Annotated in this window: 14 protein-coding genes; 4 read left to right on the top strand and 10 right to left on the bottom strand. The window is 45.5% G+C overall.

Annotation, left to right across the window (positions count from 1 at the left end; all coding sequences use genetic code 11):
• Nucleotides 1-10: 10 nt before the first annotated feature.
• The 5 genes from C9I98_RS13725 to C9I98_RS13745 all read right to left on the bottom strand — a co-directional run bounded on the left by C9I98_RS13725 (nt 11) and on the right by C9I98_RS13745 (nt 7,461).
• Nucleotides 11-1,141: a DNA cytosine methyltransferase gene (locus C9I98_RS13725; protein ID WP_107272100.1), complete on the bottom strand. Its 1,131-nt coding sequence runs from the start codon at nt 1,139-1,141 to the stop codon at nt 11-13.
• Nucleotides 1,142-1,283: 142 nt separating this feature from the next.
• Entirely contained in the window at nt 1,284-2,018 is a 735-nt protein-coding gene (locus C9I98_RS13730) for a hypothetical protein (RefSeq protein ID WP_036823159.1), read from the bottom strand.
• 8 nt (nt 2,019-2,026) lie between these two features.
• Nucleotides 2,027-3,772, bottom strand: a complete 1,746-nt coding sequence (locus C9I98_RS13735; RefSeq protein ID WP_036823161.1) for a DEAD/DEAH box helicase family protein — start codon at nt 3,770-3,772, stop codon at nt 2,027-2,029.
• A complete protein-coding gene (locus tag C9I98_RS13740) occupies nt 3,773-6,292 on the bottom strand; it encodes an ATP-binding protein (RefSeq protein WP_107272101.1) in 2,520 nt (839 codons plus the stop codon).
• Nucleotides 6,289-7,461 (bottom strand): DNA cytosine methyltransferase, encoded by a 1,173-nt coding sequence (locus C9I98_RS13745; RefSeq protein WP_036818215.1) that lies wholly within the window; start codon nt 7,459-7,461, stop codon nt 6,289-6,291. Before C9I98_RS13745 ends, C9I98_RS13740 begins: the two co-directional genes overlap by 4 nt.
• A 193-nt stretch (nt 7,462-7,654) precedes the next feature.
• Here C9I98_RS13745 and C9I98_RS13750 point away from each other — a divergent pair, with 193 nt between their 5' ends.
• The gene (locus C9I98_RS13750; protein WP_036818213.1) at nt 7,655-8,026 is read left to right on the top strand and encodes a hypothetical protein; all 372 of its coding nucleotides are present in this window, start codon (nt 7,655-7,657) and stop codon (nt 8,024-8,026) included.
• A gap of 313 nt (nt 8,027-8,339) precedes the next feature.
• Here C9I98_RS13750 and C9I98_RS13755 read toward each other — a convergent pair whose 3' ends face one another.
• Together C9I98_RS13755 and C9I98_RS26540 are read right to left on the bottom strand one after the other, a co-directional pair.
• Complete coding sequence (locus C9I98_RS13755) at nt 8,340-8,840, bottom strand: very short patch repair endonuclease (RefSeq protein ID WP_081878859.1); 501 nt, start codon at nt 8,838-8,840, stop codon at nt 8,340-8,342.
• Nucleotides 8,841-9,574: 734 nt separating this feature from the next.
• Nucleotides 9,575-9,742, bottom strand: a complete 168-nt coding sequence (locus C9I98_RS26540) for a hypothetical protein (RefSeq protein WP_158262687.1) — start codon at nt 9,740-9,742, stop codon at nt 9,575-9,577.
• Nucleotides 9,743-9,923: 181 nt separating this feature from the next.
• Between C9I98_RS26540 and C9I98_RS13760 the strand changes: the two genes are divergently transcribed.
• On the top strand, nt 9,924-10,166 hold the full coding sequence (locus C9I98_RS13760) for a hypothetical protein (RefSeq protein WP_036818211.1): 243 nt from the start codon (nt 9,924-9,926) through the stop codon (nt 10,164-10,166).
• Nucleotides 10,167-10,525: 359 nt separating this feature from the next.
• On the opposite strand, the gene C9I98_RS13765 is transcribed toward C9I98_RS13760, so the two are convergent.
• The 3 genes from C9I98_RS13765 to C9I98_RS13775 form a co-directional block, all read right to left on the bottom strand.
• Entirely contained in the window at nt 10,526-11,791 is a 1,266-nt protein-coding gene (locus C9I98_RS13765) for a type II toxin-antitoxin system HipA family toxin (protein WP_036822203.1), read from the bottom strand.
• Nucleotides 11,788-12,117 (bottom strand): helix-turn-helix domain-containing protein, encoded by a 330-nt coding sequence (locus tag C9I98_RS13770; RefSeq protein ID WP_036822206.1) that lies wholly within the window; start codon nt 12,115-12,117, stop codon nt 11,788-11,790. The genes C9I98_RS13765 and C9I98_RS13770 overlap by 4 nt, the downstream gene beginning before the upstream one ends.
• A gap of 356 nt (nt 12,118-12,473) precedes the next feature.
• The gene (locus tag C9I98_RS13775) at nt 12,474-13,637 is read right to left on the bottom strand and encodes a threonine/serine exporter family protein (RefSeq protein WP_036822209.1); all 1,164 of its coding nucleotides are present in this window, start codon (nt 13,635-13,637) and stop codon (nt 12,474-12,476) included.
• Between the two features lie 380 nt (nt 13,638-14,017).
• On the opposite strand from C9I98_RS13775, the gene C9I98_RS13780 reads away from it, so the two are divergent.
• Nucleotides 14,018-14,269, top strand: coding sequence for a helix-turn-helix domain-containing protein (locus C9I98_RS13780; protein WP_245907159.1), 252 nt, complete (start codon nt 14,018-14,020; stop codon nt 14,267-14,269).
• Nucleotides 14,262-14,963 (top strand): hypothetical protein, encoded by a 702-nt coding sequence (locus tag C9I98_RS26850; RefSeq protein WP_245907160.1) that lies wholly within the window; start codon nt 14,262-14,264, stop codon nt 14,961-14,963. Before C9I98_RS13780 ends, C9I98_RS26850 begins: the two co-directional genes overlap by 8 nt.
• Nucleotide 14,964 lies beyond the last annotated feature (1 nt).

The raw sequence follows: 14,964 nt of genomic DNA on the forward strand, positions 1-14,964 counted from the left end.
AATCTATTGATCAGCGGATACGGTGCAAAAAGTCCTGAATCGTATTAGCAACCCCAAGGGCAGCAACATACGGAACACCGTTCCCAATTGTTTTGAACTTGTCACTCAACGTCATGGTTGCCGGCAGTTCAAACTCTTTAGGTAGAGACTGGATCGCCAGAGCTTCAGCTGCACTCAATCGGCGGGCTTCGTAAGGGTGAAGGTGAACCTCGTTATTACCATAGGCTGCCGTCGGCGAGTAGCGCCAGCGGTGCAGACGCTTGAACGACTTCTTGCTAGTATCGCCTTCTTCAACCAGTTTGAACTTATCTGACTTAGGCTTAAAGAAAGCATCCGCATTGGGGTGGTTGAGAACATCGTTCTCCTCAAACCAATGTTCTATCGTCAACGAACGGATGACCCCTTCGGGCATAGGAGATTCAACGCTTTCATTGAACGGTGCAGTGGTTGGCCATGCTGGCGCCTTCAATGCTTCGTCGCGATCAAATTTCATGTGAGGTTTTTCCCAGTTAAACAACTCGACCGGGATACACTTCGCTTCAAGCGACTGTGCATCTAGCTGGGAGGCTACATGCTCATTTTTGATCCCGAACATCAAGATGCGGTCACGGTCCTGTGGAGCGCCATACTGGATACAGTTCACCAGATGATCCGTCAGCACATAGCCCGCATCACGCAGATCGGATTTAAGCTGCTCGTAGAACTCGCGGTGGCGCTTGGTACGCCAGAGGCCCTTAACGTTTTCGAACAGGAAAAAGTCAGGCTTATGCTGGATAATAGCGTCCACATAGGTACGCGAAAGACGCCCATTTTCACCCTCGTGCCCCTTGTTCTTGCCGCCGACGGAGAAATCCGGGCACGGCGGGCCACCTATGAAACCGACCATCTCACGTTCAGACTGCAGCTGAGCGACCTGCGTCTTCAGCTCCTCGACATGTTCGCCTTGGTCAATAAACTCCTCGATACTGCAATGGTAATGGCCAAACTTAGGCTCATCCAAAGACATAACCTTCCGCGAGTGTTTGTATGCGTCAAGGAACGGGCCATGAAACTCATTTACTGCTGCAGTATGAAAACCTGCTTTTTCAAAGCCTAGATCCAGAAACCCCGAACCCGTAAAGAAGGAGAAAATACTCGCCATAGCCACTGCCTACACATAAACTGCAAAATCAGAAAGAGCTGGATTCTACCCTGTATGAACATACAATACAAAATAGACCTAACAAAGATATATAACCATAAGAATTAAACGATACTCCAGTTACAACAAAACGATGAGGCAACTACCTCTCGTACAAGGCATTCAGCCCATTCAACGACTGTAGAAAGTATCTCTGTTCCATAATGCGAACAACTTTATAAGGTGCGTTGATTACTGGACTCCCCGACAAAACAACATAGGTACCAACAGCAAGGTTTTCAGGGGCCACACCATCTGAAACCAAAAGAGCTTTTGAACCAGCAAGAACAAACTCATAAACACCCTGCTCAAGAAGGCACGGAGAGACACCGGACTGTCGTTCCAATATTCCCGAATGTGTTGCGATATCCTGGCTAACAACAACTGTCTGTATTCTTACCTGTTCTTGGTTTTCTACGTTTCTCTCTGCTTGCTCTAACTTTTTTTTCAACTCCTCAGCAGCAACCACGTCCATTTTTCGCAGCTGACCAAGCGAGTGTGTATTATCGGGCATAATAACCAAGTGCTTTTTCCCATCGAGATAAAACCACTCTATCTGTGGCAAACAAGCAATGATGGTTTCTGGCTGGTTCCGACTTGATCCCGAACCATTAAGTACACTATCTACATGGGCATAACCACTCTCACACAGGGCCTCCCATATGCGCTGTAGCTCACTAAACGGACGAGACCTATCTTTTCCTTTTGAAGTTTTCAGGCATATACGTTTGGATTCAGTATCAACTTTGGTAATGGTTATGTCAGCGCCTGGCCGGATACTTTTCAGCTCCAAACCGACCATTGATTCAACTTGGCCTATAACATCATCAAACGTCATTTCGAAAATTACCCCTTGTTAAATGACGGTGGAAACTTGAGTACCGAAGCATCTTCATTGGCTTCTTCTATAGCGGCAACATCATCGAGCCACTGGCGTAAAAAAGACTCAGTCTTGGGATCTTCCCCGCCAACCTTACAGAATGAAACTTTATAAGGTAGGCGCAAACGGACAGGACGGCCAGGCAACGGGCCATCAGCTTCTCTCAGCGAGTCCTTCAGGCTTATGCCGGCGGCAAAGCGCCGGATATCCGAGACAAAATCCAAGACAATGACCTTGTCTTTACCCGGACTTAAGCGGAGCCCCCTCCCCAACTGCTGGATAAATATCCGCCTACTGTGTGTTACCCTTTGAAATACAACAATATTAACATCAGGAACATCAATGCCCTCATTGAAAATATCAACGGCACACACCACCTGTATTGCCCCGTCATGGAAGTCGCACAATATTCGGTTACGCTCATAGCCTTCAAGCACCATCCCCCCCATTGTTCTGGAGTAGATCGCTTCGGCACGGCAGAACCCTAGCGCATTGATCCGGTCGCGCATCGTTATGGCGTGATCGACCGTTCCGCAAAAGACTATCGCACGGGGAACCTGCTGCTCTGACCATGCTTTTTTCAGCTCAAGGACAACGGCATCATCCCATTCAGAAATAAACAGGGTCCGGTTAATTTTCCTGGGTGAAAAGTTATCGCCCTTCAAGTCCCGCAAGGCATTCCAGTCAATATTGTCAGTAAACATCCGGTAGTCGACATTCGACAAGAAACCGCTTTTCAACCCTTTGACCAGGTCAATGCTAACAATCGGGTTGCCGAATATACCCTTCAAATCGGTTTCATCGGGCCTCCACGGTGTCGCTGTTGCACCAACAAGAAAAGGGCCTCCAGGGCGGCCTGCATCTGCCGCATCCAATATATCGGCATACATCCCGTCGTCCCCAACATGATGGCACTCATCAACAAATACAACATCGAACGGCGGTAGCTGATGGCCATTTTGTACATATGACGACACGGTATTGAGGCAGGCGAATACAAACGGAACCCTCTCGAGCTCATCCGCGATAGGGCGCTCATAGCCATTCCATACAAGCGTTTCCTGAGATGTTTTCAGGTATGGCCAAAATGAGCGCTCCAGCTGGTAAACTAGATCATTGGTGTGGGCCAGGAAAAGGACCCTGATCTCCCCCCCTGACAATATTCGCCGAAGAAATTCAAATGTGACATGCGACTTGCCAAGGCCCGTTGCCATGACGACCAATGTACGATTTGCTTCAGGGCGGTGGTATTCATGGACCAGTTGCTGAATGGCATTTTCCTGGTAATCACGACGCTCAAATACTTCGCTGGGACAGCCGTAGGGATAGTCATCAGAAAGACGAGAGGTGTTTTTGACAAGTTTACTAGCACTCCATAATTGAAGTGGGATCCCTTGCGCCAACAAAACCTGTTGCTGCCTTAAAGCTTTATCCTGAAAACCATTCAGCGCCACAATAACCGGTACATCAGCACGGTAATAACGCAAAGATTCAAGGGTTGTGTCGACCACCTCTACACCAATCTTGGCTTTCCAGTGTTTAACCTGAATAAGCCAGCGTTTACCGCCTTTGTGGGCAATTACATCTGCGCCCTTGTCGCGAGTTTGGCCAACCAGGCGAACACCGGAAAATCCTTTATGGGCTAGATAACGGCAGACCAAACGCTCAAACGCCTGCCATGAGCCATATATACTTACTTCGTTAAAAAACATCTAGCTCTCAAGTCCTTTTTTAAGAAACTCCAAACTAGCACGGGTTCTTTTCACCAATACCGGATCAACATTTTGATAGCCCAGGAAGCTGGCACAATCTTCTAAGCAATTTAAGTATCGGTTTCGCGTCTGTAAGCGGAGATCATCCATTATAGAGTCCTGAATGCCAACGATGGATGAAAACGGTTCGCTCCAAATAGCCCCGTCAAAAAAGTACGCCGTATGCTTATCAAAAATAGAGACTATTGCGCTGACACCAACAAAGCGCATAAATGAACCATCAGATTTGAACTGCTCCATTTTCGATATGTCTTCGCCTTTATCGATAAGATTTCCGACTAGTTCCTTCTTATCTTTTTCAACTAACTCCTCAAAGATCTCCTCAGAAGCACTAACTAAAATATCAGGAAGACGGCTAGCCAGTTCGGCAAAAAGTGACTCAACATCTTCCCTGACACTAACCGAACTATCTGATAGCGAATCGGACCAATATTTATTAAGGATCTCCCACTCAATATTGCTCAGGGAATGAGCTGGCTGAAACACAGTACCCGTCAGACGGCCATTAGAGACATGTTTGTAATATGCAACCTCGCTGGCAATAATTTCTTCCGGCTTAATCGCTAATGACTTAAATAGTGGGTGCGTTTTATCGACAAAGATTTCTACGGCTTCGCCTTTATTCACAACCACAGGTAATACCGTGCCTTTATGATTAAGGACCATTGGGCGATGTACCGAATAACACTCAACATCAATTGGCTGACTGTTGGTGCCATCAGCCAGCTTGACCGAGCACCCCGAAATAGAAAGTGACTCATCATAGTCCGAATTTATCTGTAGGTATTCCGGCGAGAGCTTGTTGGGTGTACCACGGGGGGAATCGCATTTAGAGCAATTTTCAGCCTCGGCGGTATTTCTAGTATTGCAAACCAAACATAACCACGGCTCGACTACTTCAGGGACCTGTGATGCACCGCATAAATGGCATGACAGCGCAGACAACGGAATTTCCGCCTCACATTCAAGGCATGGCTTACCGATCAAAGTTGCGCCGCAGGCCATGCATAGTTCGGCTGACTGGAGGTTTTCGGCCGAACATTCCGGACACTCAACAAGCGACTCGACAGGTTTCGTATCGGCCTCCTCAACAAGCTTCCACCATTCATCATCATCGAAATAGCCCGGCAATCCCTCATGAAATTTCCGGAGGTATTCTTTTTCTGTCGGTCGGGGGATGCGACTTGCTTTATTTTTTTCTTCATCCCAGTACCCCATATAGAGATCTTTCTTGCCAAACTGGCGAACACGGCGGAACCCCTGAAAAAGGGTATATATTGGAGAGTCATTTGGAACCCCGTTAGTGCGGCCGGGCCAGAGAGAAGTACTGCCTCGAAGAAAATGAATCGCATGCTGCCATTCCGGGCTACTACGCTGGAAATCTTGCTTCATGAAATCAACTGGGACGTGGTCAATTTCAACCTCACCGATAATACGGCCGTAAGTACTATCAGCAGGGTAATCCTTGAATGATATGCCAAATTCGTCAACAAATTCAAAAAAGGCCGCTTTTTCCAGTAACCTAATTGCTCGCCCGTTTCGGATCAAATCAATGCCAAAATGAGATTCATCATCATAGCGCTGGATCCCAACCCAGCCCTTGACGGTTTCATCTATCGTCCTTAATGACAAGGAGGGACAGGCCGGACATGATTCACGATCTTCTGGCACTAGGGCAAAGCACTCAGTACAACGTTTCTGGGTGCCGATAACTTCAGAAAACTCTCGCTTGGCATAAACCCTCCCAATACCTTTGTGTTCGACGAAGCGCTTACTTCCCCAGACACAATGATGGAAAGGCTTGCAAGGCTCGCCATTGACAACAATATTGACTAATTTCTGCTTCAGTAAAGTGGAGTAACGGCGGCCAATTTCAGACCGTACCTTCGGGCGGCCGTAAGCAATCAACTTTTGAATAAAGTCTGAGTTCGCATTACCTTTTGGCCACCAATTCGATATTTCAACAATGGTACCGTTTTCAAAACCATCAGGCTTATCGACAAGCTCAGGGATAACCTCAAAGCTGGCTTGCTCCTGGATGGCAATAAGATCGACAACAACTTTCAGTGCCTGTGAATCCCCCTTACGGGCGGTTATAACCGTTGTCCGGCTACCCAGCTTGCCCGTGGCAATGTTGAGTCCCATCCCGAACAGGCCCAGGCTATCGTATGGGTTGTTGCCGGAAAACCCTGCTTTTAGCGCTTTTTCTGCCATTTCAGGGGACATACCGATACCGTTATCACGGACACGGATAGTCCCCAGGTTATCCTCCAGCTCCTTGCGGGAAGGAAGGTCCACAATTGCCATCGGGTTCGATACCTCAAAACCCGAGTTTCTCGATAGCGTAAAGGAGTCAATAGCGTTATCTATTAGCTCAGATAGCGCATCCATTGGCTTAAGCGGTGTATGGGTTAAGGCAATAAGAACTTTGGGATCCGGCGTCAGGTCAAAAGGCTTCATTTATTTAATTCCTCGAGAAAACTCAAAATAGCCCCTGATATAGCAGCAGATAACTTCACAGGGACACCGTTACCTATCGTCTTGAACTTATTGGTTAGTGTCATGTCTTCAGGGAGCTTATATTCATTAGGCACAGACTGGATCAGCATAGCCTCGCGCACAGACAGGCGCCGCGGAAGCGTCGGATGCAAATGCACCTCATTATTGCCGTAAGCCGCAGTCGGGCTATATCTGTAGCGGTGGAGGCGCTTGAAGCTCTTGCGGGATACATCACCTTCAAGGACTTCACCGATTTTACTGCTTTTTGGGGAAAGCCATTCATCACTGTTGGGCAGCGAAAAACGGGCTTCGTCGCAAATATATGTTCCGACCATCAATGACTCGGGACAGGGAGGACGATCGGGTACCCCTCCTTTTTCAACAGGTTCATTGGGCCAGCTAAAACGGGACTTGGCACCATGGAATTCAGGGACTTCAGGCCATGGAAACCAATTTTCATACATTTCAAAAAAGGCATTTGTCGCGTAACTGCGCAGCCTGGGAACCGAATCCGATATCGAGACAAGTTTCTTTAAACGTGGCGATGGCAGAAGGGGGCGCAAATAAGTCTTCCGGAAACCAACAATAAAAACACGCTCGCGGTCCTGAGGGACCCCAAAATCAAGCGCATTCAGTATTTTTATATCAACCACATAACGGCTGGTTAATTTATCCAGAAGGTTTGCCAGAAATTCACGGTGCTTGCTTGTGCGCAAAAGGCCAGGGACATTCTCAAACAAGAAGAAGGCAGGGTTAATTTCAAGAATACGGTTTACGTACACTTCCGATAGCTTTCCGTTGCTCCCCGTTTCCCCTTTGTTTTTGCCGCCTACAGAAAAGTCCGGGCAAGGTGGGCCACCAATAATCCCAAACAAGCCTGGCGGTTTATTGCCACCAAAAGCTTCACTCAGGATTTCATTCGGACCAATCTCCAATACAGACCGTGTATTCTGGACCTTCGCCGAAGGGCCGCTGTACCCCAGTGAGGACACTCCAGCTTCAAACCCCTTCACAAAAGGCAAATAGTTTTCGTTATGCCAGAGGGTATGAAACCCATTCTGCAAGAAGCCTATATCTAGGAAGCCTGCACCGGTGAAAAATGACAGTAGAGGTATGCCGTCTAACTTCATGGCCTTTCACAACTAAACATCGATAAAACAGTATGGTAGCACTGAATTCCGACTATGTAGAGAGCAGCACCTACTGCGCAATAAGCCTGTAGACATATAACGCATAACAACAAAACACTTATATGACACAGATCACTTAACGAGAAGGCGCAATTCAATATATTACACATATGATTAGGCAGAGGATAAATATATGAATTACAACACGGATATTCTTCCACTTTTAAAAAATTACATCGGAATGGAATTAGAGAGCCTATCCGGGAGGTCTAATATATTTGTAAACAATGTTGATATAAGTGGTTTATCTCTCACCTGTGCCGATGGGAAACCGTTCACCGAATCACATCGACGAGCAAAAATCGTATTCGAAAAACTCCTTGAAGAGGAAGTGGTTCACGTCGATGCAGCATTAGAAAACAGCGGTAGCCGAAGAAATATTCCTGAAACCCTTCTTGCTAACTTACCCTTCATTGAATTTGGAAAAGTTAACAATAGGCAACACCTCTTCCTTCAGGAAGAAGATACACATGAATTAGGAACATTAAAGCAAAGAATGGAATAACTATACACTTTGTCGGCACAGGAATAGACTGACTAAATGCCCACAATAGTGGGCGCCTTTAAAAAGATATGCGAACATTCCCTACTGAATTAATTATCGCCTCAAAGATACCTTCCGTGATGTACCTACAACCTTTAGTACCTGAGACATAATTTTCTTATTTTTGCTTCACATTTTCATAAGATTCAGGAGGAACAATCATAATGGATAAACTCATTTATTTTAGTCAATACAACATCAGAATGAATCCCCCTCATAGGCAATGGGATTAATTTACTTCAAAATAAAATATTTATGTAAAAATGAAAAATATCTAAATATTTTGTTTACTAGTTACACACGGTCGAGCCTCAAACAAATTAATATCTAACTCAAGCATTGGCAAAGGGCTTTCCCCTCTCACCTCACAAGACTGCGCCTCTCCACATAACCAGCAGCATACAAAATCAATTAGCTCATCTACAGAAAAGCTAGCAGACTTCTTCAAAGCACATTCCCAGATAACCAATACTCTCCACCCGTTCTTTTCAAGCCACTCCTTGGCCTTACTATCACGCTCACGGTTACGTCGGAATTTCTCAAGCCAAAATGCTTGGTTTGATTTTGGAATATGTGAAACTCTGCATTCATCATGAGCGTGCCAAAAGCAGCCATGTACAAAGATAACTGCCTTGTATTTGGGAAAGACCAGATCAGGAGAGCCTTTAAGGTCTCGGACGTGTAACCGGTAACGAAATCCCTTGGAGAAAATGAGCTTACGTAAGCCAACCTCCAACTTGGTATTTTTCGATGAGAATAACGACATGTCAGGCATAAGAAAAAATACTCTTTTCCATTACCCAATAAGTATAATCAAAGGATTAACTAACAGCAGGCCGACTTTTCACGATGCATATCTCTTAACAAGACAACAATATTGATTCAGTTTTTTGCTTCACAACCGCAAATAATCAGTAAAGTGTTAGGTGCGCATTTGGAAAGGGCGCGTCTCTGTTGTGAAAGGGAGATAATGGCGTTCCCAACGCCTACAAGCTTGTTGCTAGAGACAGTGTGGTGACAAATTGCTATGGGGCTGCTTCCCGCTCATATCACTCAAAAATTGGTGACTAGATCCGGCTGATTTGACGCTGTCGTCCAAAATCGTTCGTCGATTTTACTTTATCTTACGCCTCTAAGCCCTGCCATTGCTGGACTTCGGCATCTTCGTACTCCCTCGTCTCTTTTTTCAAAAAGAGACGAGGGTGAGGCAGTGACCACGTTTATGGGTCTGCTGATTTTATTGATTTGACGGCTTGTCTGCCAGGTACTGTATCGATACCTATGACTCTTGGTTAGAAAGATGAAAAGGTCTAAACCTTGTAAATACGTCCCCTTTGAATCAAAACTCTGAGCTTTTCAGCCGATCAGCTCTTCGGCATCATCGTCTATGACGAATATACGGCCATTCTAGTACTGTTATTGCAACCTGCTGATTACGTTGACGGGTAAAAAAGAAAACCACAGTGGAACTCTGCGGCCTTGTGCTTGAAGTTCAACGATTATGGCTGACTATCTCAAGTACTTACTCACAAAGTGATGAAAAGTGCCCTCTTCATCAAGAGTGCTGCCATAAAGCTGGTAAACGAACTGATGGGTATCCGCATTAAATATCAACACACAGTTATAGCCGACTTCAGTGTAATAACGAACTCCCTGAAATTGGTAGACCTTCTTCATATGACCTCCTATTAGCTAATGGGCCTCCAGATTACAGTAATGAACAGGATGTCAAGAAACCTGCCAAACACCGATGGCCAACTGCCTTTTCCAAAGCACGATTTTCCCCGGCGTAAGTGTATTTCCAGCACTTAGATCTTCGTTGATGATGAAATCTAATTTCTTGAAAGAGGTGTCATTTATGAAAAGTTTAATCGAGCTAATAGACTTCGTTGCTTTTGCACATCATGGGGCTTTCATGACCGTGGAAGAAGAACTCGAAATCAAAAAGCAGCTCATCATTACCCTGTTCATACTTGAGCGAGAAAGCACAGAGGTCTTCTCTCATCAAGCGATTGGAGATGCAGAATTCATCCTCGGCAAGGATGAAGTCGAACGCTTACAAGAAGAGCTTGGTATCATCGTGATTGGGCCGACACATTAGAACTCTCAATGTGGTAAATTCATAACCAGATGGGAGATAGTCTCATCTGGTTATTTACCATATTTGAATGGCCGAAAAGTCATAATAAAGGAACTTTATTTTAGACTCTTTTCTCATATGAGTAAGTTTTTTTCAGCTTCTTCGTAAGCAATTGATTTATGCGGTTGCTGATGTGGTATCGAGCAACAACAAAAGAAATCAAATTATTGATTTTATTGAATAAAAATCCTCAAAGCCAGCTGGCGCCAGCTCCACCAAACGTTTGGAAAGGGCAGTAACTCCCTGAGTTACTGCCCTTTTTGTATTTATGCATTTCACAAGACCTTTAAATGGCTAAATGGTTAAATGGCCTAGCGACTTTATGAGGCTCTGGGGATTCTAAAATCTTCATCCAAGCTCTGCCAATGTTGCACCATTGCTCTCTTGTGCTCATCAATCATTGGCAACTTTTGCAGTAACTCTGGCCAATGATTTCGGGCCTTATCTATTACATCAAGCAAATGTGGCTTAATCGCTACCCACGGTGCTCCGGCCTTCTCAGCCCACACTTCAAAGTGCTTCATGGTGATTTCAAACCATTGCTTGGTTCCCACCATGTTCAGCGCAAGGCTGTCATTTTCTATATACGGAGAGGTGAATACCACATCGTAAAGGGGGGACAAGCGCGGGGAGAATGCATCGCTATAAATCAACGTCCAGTTTTTAAGGTGTGCATCGCCGTTGCCAAGCAAAATGTTAATCAGTAGCCTTCTTGCCATCTGCTGAATGTCTTTCAAGCGCTCTGAACTTGACTGGTAGATGACACTGCCAAGCTGCGCGTAATTAACCCGTTGATACTTGTCCGAGGGGTAGAGGCCAAACACTTGAGCAAAATCTTCCGTATGAATACGGCCATTATCACTGCGGTCAAAACGCTTTATCCCATAAGCATACTGCTCATCTGGCAATCTAATGCTTGGCAAGCCTTCCAGCTCATCGAGTTCGATTAGCCGCACTTCCGGGATCTCTGCCCCCGCTGCTTCAGCCAATTTCATGCAAGTGTACTCATTAACAGGCACACCTTTATGAACAGTGGATGGGGTTTTAATAATCCACATATCCTCCGAGATTTCCTGATCGATATGATATCGACCATCCAGATGTGATGAGGAAAACTTCATCTGTACACCAGCCAATGAGAATTTAGTATCAGCATGTTTAACATTGATTTGCTGAGGCTCTGTCGATAATCGCTGCTCCAGCGCCCAATCGGGCACATCACCCGCTTTTATCGGCTTAGCGATTAGTGCTCCTGGCAAGTTAGCGCCTAAGTAGGCAAGGATCGAAAACTCATTGTTTACGTGGCATTGGAGCGCTTTGGCTGTCAGCTCTCTCAATGCTCCCTCTGGCAACAGGTTGGATAATACAGGCGGGATTTTATCGGTCCGAATCTGGGGCTTATCTAAATAGCCAGGGTCACGCAGTTGCCTCAAAGTAAAAACAGGCCGCTTCTCAACTGGCATCGCAACAAATTCGGGATTGAAGGTCAGTATATTTTTTCCACCAGCATAATGCGCTATAACAGCGACATCGATACCGTGTAGTTGGATGTTTAAGCCTTCAACTTTCTCGAGCTGCTTGCTCATGAGTTATCCTCTGAGTTGAACCAAAACCCAAGGTCATCAGAGTCATCTTCTAGCTCACCTTTACTTTTGCCAAGTTCACTTTGGCTGTCTGGTACCCTCTCAACTAGAGAAGATGCCGCTTTACCTCCCTTAGGAACAATAGAAAGCTCTAAATCCAACCCTTCCAGTACTCTAATCAAAGTCGATAGTTTTACGTCACTACCTGCTTCAATACGTTGATATTGTTGCTGCTTCATGCCAATTCGCATGTACATATCTTTTTGCTCGATACCCAGCTTTTTACGTTGCTCAATGAGCAGCGCTGCAATTTCATCAATATTCTTCATCACACACCTCAAACAACTCTACCGTTGTACCAGCCACTTTAAACAACATATTAGTTGTAAAATGCCCACCTAACAACTTTAAGATTGTATATCTCATTATAAACAACTCAGGAGTTGTTCCATTAAGATAGATGAGAGAGTTAGATTCTGAGGGAATGCGCCCTATTTAGGTGAAAATGGGGGTAACCGTAAAGAATAGATCCACCGGAAGGTACATCAATGAAAATCAATATAATTTAAATTAAAGCATATGGTTAAGATGAAAGATCAACGTACGCCAGCCCACCAAACTTTTAAAAAGGGCAGCCACTCAGTCAGTGGCTGCCCTTTTGCTTTAAGCCTGCTTGGTGAGCTGTTTAACGATCGATCTTCGGTGAGTAAATGGAATAAGCCGTGATCTGGCCGGCCACAATCGCCGAGAACATGAAGATGGCAGATAAGCCGATATTCGGGATCGGCAAGATAGATTGCTCAAATACTGACTGGCTAGCGCTGATCAACACTCGACTTCCGGGTACCAGAATGATGATCCCCTGCACGATGTAGATTGAGCCCGTCAGATTAAGCAGCTTCGCGATTTTTGTGCCGTACAGGGTGATCAACACAGTCGTGACCCAAGTCCCTACCACCCAGTCACCACCAAAGCCCAAGTACATTGGCCCCCACATGCCCAGTACCGCAACCGGCAGCCCAAGCAAGATGTCTTTTGGACGCGCGTTGAAAATCACCCCAATCGACGTTGAGATCAATACCAAGCCAAATACATGTAACCATAACGGTATTTCATTGGTGTAAGGGATGGTATCCACAGCGCCCCACCAAGCCTCACCAACACTTAAGCCAATCATCACCCCAATAAACAGCTTGAGTAACGTCAGCATACTTTGCCCCAGCAAGGCAGTACCCGAGACTAAATCATTAAATGCCAAACATTCCAACGAGTTGGCTATCGACAAGCCGGGCACAAACAAAACGATGGAGGCGATACAGAGCGCCCAGACAGGCACATTAATGCCAAGGCTCACTATGAAGGCGACAAACAAGCCAGTCAGTAATGCCGCAATAAACTCGACGGCAATAGCACGACGGCCATGGCAAACCAGCTGCACTAACCAAACCACAAACCCTAGAAAAGTCGCGTAGCCCACCGCTTCAAGGGTACTGCCAACCAACATCAGATAAGCTGGCGGGATCCCCATATTGGCCAGTGCCACCACCCAACCCGGGTAATGAAAGTTCTGCGCTGGCTTTTCTTTGCGAGGCTGATTAATGCGATCAATGGTGTTGGCCAGAAGGGCTAGGTCAATTGAAGCAGGTTTGTGGCGTTTTAGTACCACGGTATCTCGCTTGCCAAGAAACTGGTAGTTAATCGAAGTTGGCATGGCCTGCACCATGACTTCCGCGCCATATTTTTTGGCATAGTGCTGAGTATACCTTTCCACCTTATAGGATGGGCATCCACAGCGATGCAGCGTATCCCCAATTTCTACAACTTTATTGATGATATATTGTGAAGCCATAGCCAGATCAGAGTGAGTCAAAAACGCCCGTAAGGTAACAAATAAGTGCCACAGATACGAGTGAGTATAGTCTCATAATTGGCATTATATCTAAGTCGTTTCGCCTACAATCAATTTCTGCCGTTTAGTGCTGTTAAGTCATTGAAGTTAATATGCTAATCATTGCTCAACAGCACGATTAACCTCAGCCACTCGCATTGATAACCACATCTTAAAAATCAAAAACTTAAACAACTCACCCACTTTTATTAGCAACATCGAGAGATTGTCATTTTTACTTACTTCCTCCCATCTCTCACTTATCGCGCCCACTTGCAAAATGTGACTTATAGTCCGTGGACCTAAAAGCTACAGGCTAAGACTATATCGTTCATAAATAAATGAATATCTGGATTATTGTGAACGAGTCAATACTGGGCCCCTTTGGCCTGCATATTAAACAATTGAGGCTAAAAGCAGGGCTTAGTCAGGAAGAGCTGGCAGCTAAATGTGGACTTGATCGCACTTATATTAGCGGCATTGAACGAGGCCTACGCAATGTCAGTATCGTCAATATTTTCCGTATCGCGGATGCATTATCACTTCCACCAGCCAAGTTACTAGAGTTTGAATGTGAGAGTGAACATGAGTAACCGTTCATTCTACTCTTCATCGCTGGCTGACTTTTTTTACACAACCGCCAGCGATATTATTGGAATATTGACTCAAAGACACACTCAACAGCTAGAAAACCAACAAACCCAAGCTTGGGCTAGCCAAGTTCAAATCATTCAGCGCTCGCTTGCAGACTTACCAACCGATAATGGACACATCTTCTTTGAGTTTATGATCCCTCGTATGAGAAGAAGAGCTGATGTTGTTGTTACTTATGCCGGTATCGTCTTCGTTATTGAGTTTAAAGTCGGTGCCACTCATTACCATCAAGCTGATGTTAGGCAAGCGCATGGTTACGCTTTAGATTTAAAAAACTTTCATCGCGGCAGCCACCACACACCGATCATCCCGATACTCATTGCAACTCAAGCAAAAGCCGAAGTATGCAATCTCGAATTAGCTCACGATCAAGTCGCAAAGCCTATTTTGAGCAATGGTGGCGATCTAGCTACTATCGTTGAATATTGTGCCAAACAAATTCAAGCAACTCGCTTTGATGGTAAAGATTGGGCGCACAGTGGTTACCTTCCTACTCCCACTATCGTAGAAGCGGCACAAGCGCTATATGCTAACCATGACGTTGAAGATATTGCCCGTAACGAGGCCGATACCCTGAACCTAGGGGTAACTAGCAATGTACTGCTTGAACTCATCCATAACGCAAGAACGTAAA

The organism is Photobacterium sanctipauli, assembly GCF_003026495.1.
In the GTDB taxonomy this organism is placed as follows: Bacteria; Pseudomonadota; Gammaproteobacteria; order Enterobacterales; family Vibrionaceae; genus Photobacterium; species Photobacterium sanctipauli.

Bases quoted from the DNA above. Each gene is read 5' to 3' on its own strand.
- C9I98_RS13725 (WP_107272100.1), bottom strand. From the start codon at position 1,141: ATGGCGAGTATTTTCTCCTTCTTTACGGGTTCGGGGTTTCTGGATCTA.
- C9I98_RS13730 (WP_036823159.1), bottom strand. From the start codon at position 2,018: ATGACGTTTGATGATGTTATAGGCCAAGTTGAATCAATGGTCGGTTTG.
- C9I98_RS13735 (WP_036823161.1), bottom strand. From the start codon at position 3,772: ATGTTTTTTAACGAAGTAAGTATATATGGCTCATGGCAGGCGTTTGAG.
- C9I98_RS13740 (WP_107272101.1), bottom strand. From the start codon at position 6,292: ATGAAGCCTTTTGACCTGACGCCGGATCCCAAAGTTCTTATTGCCTTA.
- C9I98_RS13745 (WP_036818215.1), bottom strand. From the start codon at position 7,461: ATGAAGTTAGACGGCATACCTCTACTGTCATTTTTCACCGGTGCAGGC.
- C9I98_RS13750 (WP_036818213.1), top strand. From the start codon at position 7,655: ATGAATTACAACACGGATATTCTTCCACTTTTAAAAAATTACATCGGA.
- C9I98_RS13755 (WP_081878859.1), bottom strand. From the start codon at position 8,840: ATGCCTGACATGTCGTTATTCTCATCGAAAAATACCAAGTTGGAGGTT.
- C9I98_RS26540 (WP_158262687.1), bottom strand. From the start codon at position 9,742: ATGAAGAAGGTCTACCAATTTCAGGGAGTTCGTTATTACACTGAAGTC.
- C9I98_RS13760 (WP_036818211.1), top strand. From the start codon at position 9,924: ATGAAAAGTTTAATCGAGCTAATAGACTTCGTTGCTTTTGCACATCAT.
- C9I98_RS13765 (WP_036822203.1), bottom strand. From the start codon at position 11,791: ATGAGCAAGCAGCTCGAGAAAGTTGAAGGCTTAAACATCCAACTACAC.
- C9I98_RS13770 (WP_036822206.1), bottom strand. From the start codon at position 12,117: ATGAAGAATATTGATGAAATTGCAGCGCTGCTCATTGAGCAACGTAAA.
- C9I98_RS13775 (WP_036822209.1), bottom strand. From the start codon at position 13,637: ATGGCTTCACAATATATCATCAATAAAGTTGTAGAAATTGGGGATACG.
- C9I98_RS13780 (WP_245907159.1), top strand. From the start codon at position 14,018: ATGAATATCTGGATTATTGTGAACGAGTCAATACTGGGCCCCTTTGGC.
- C9I98_RS26850 (WP_245907160.1), top strand. From the start codon at position 14,262: ATGAGTAACCGTTCATTCTACTCTTCATCGCTGGCTGACTTTTTTTAC.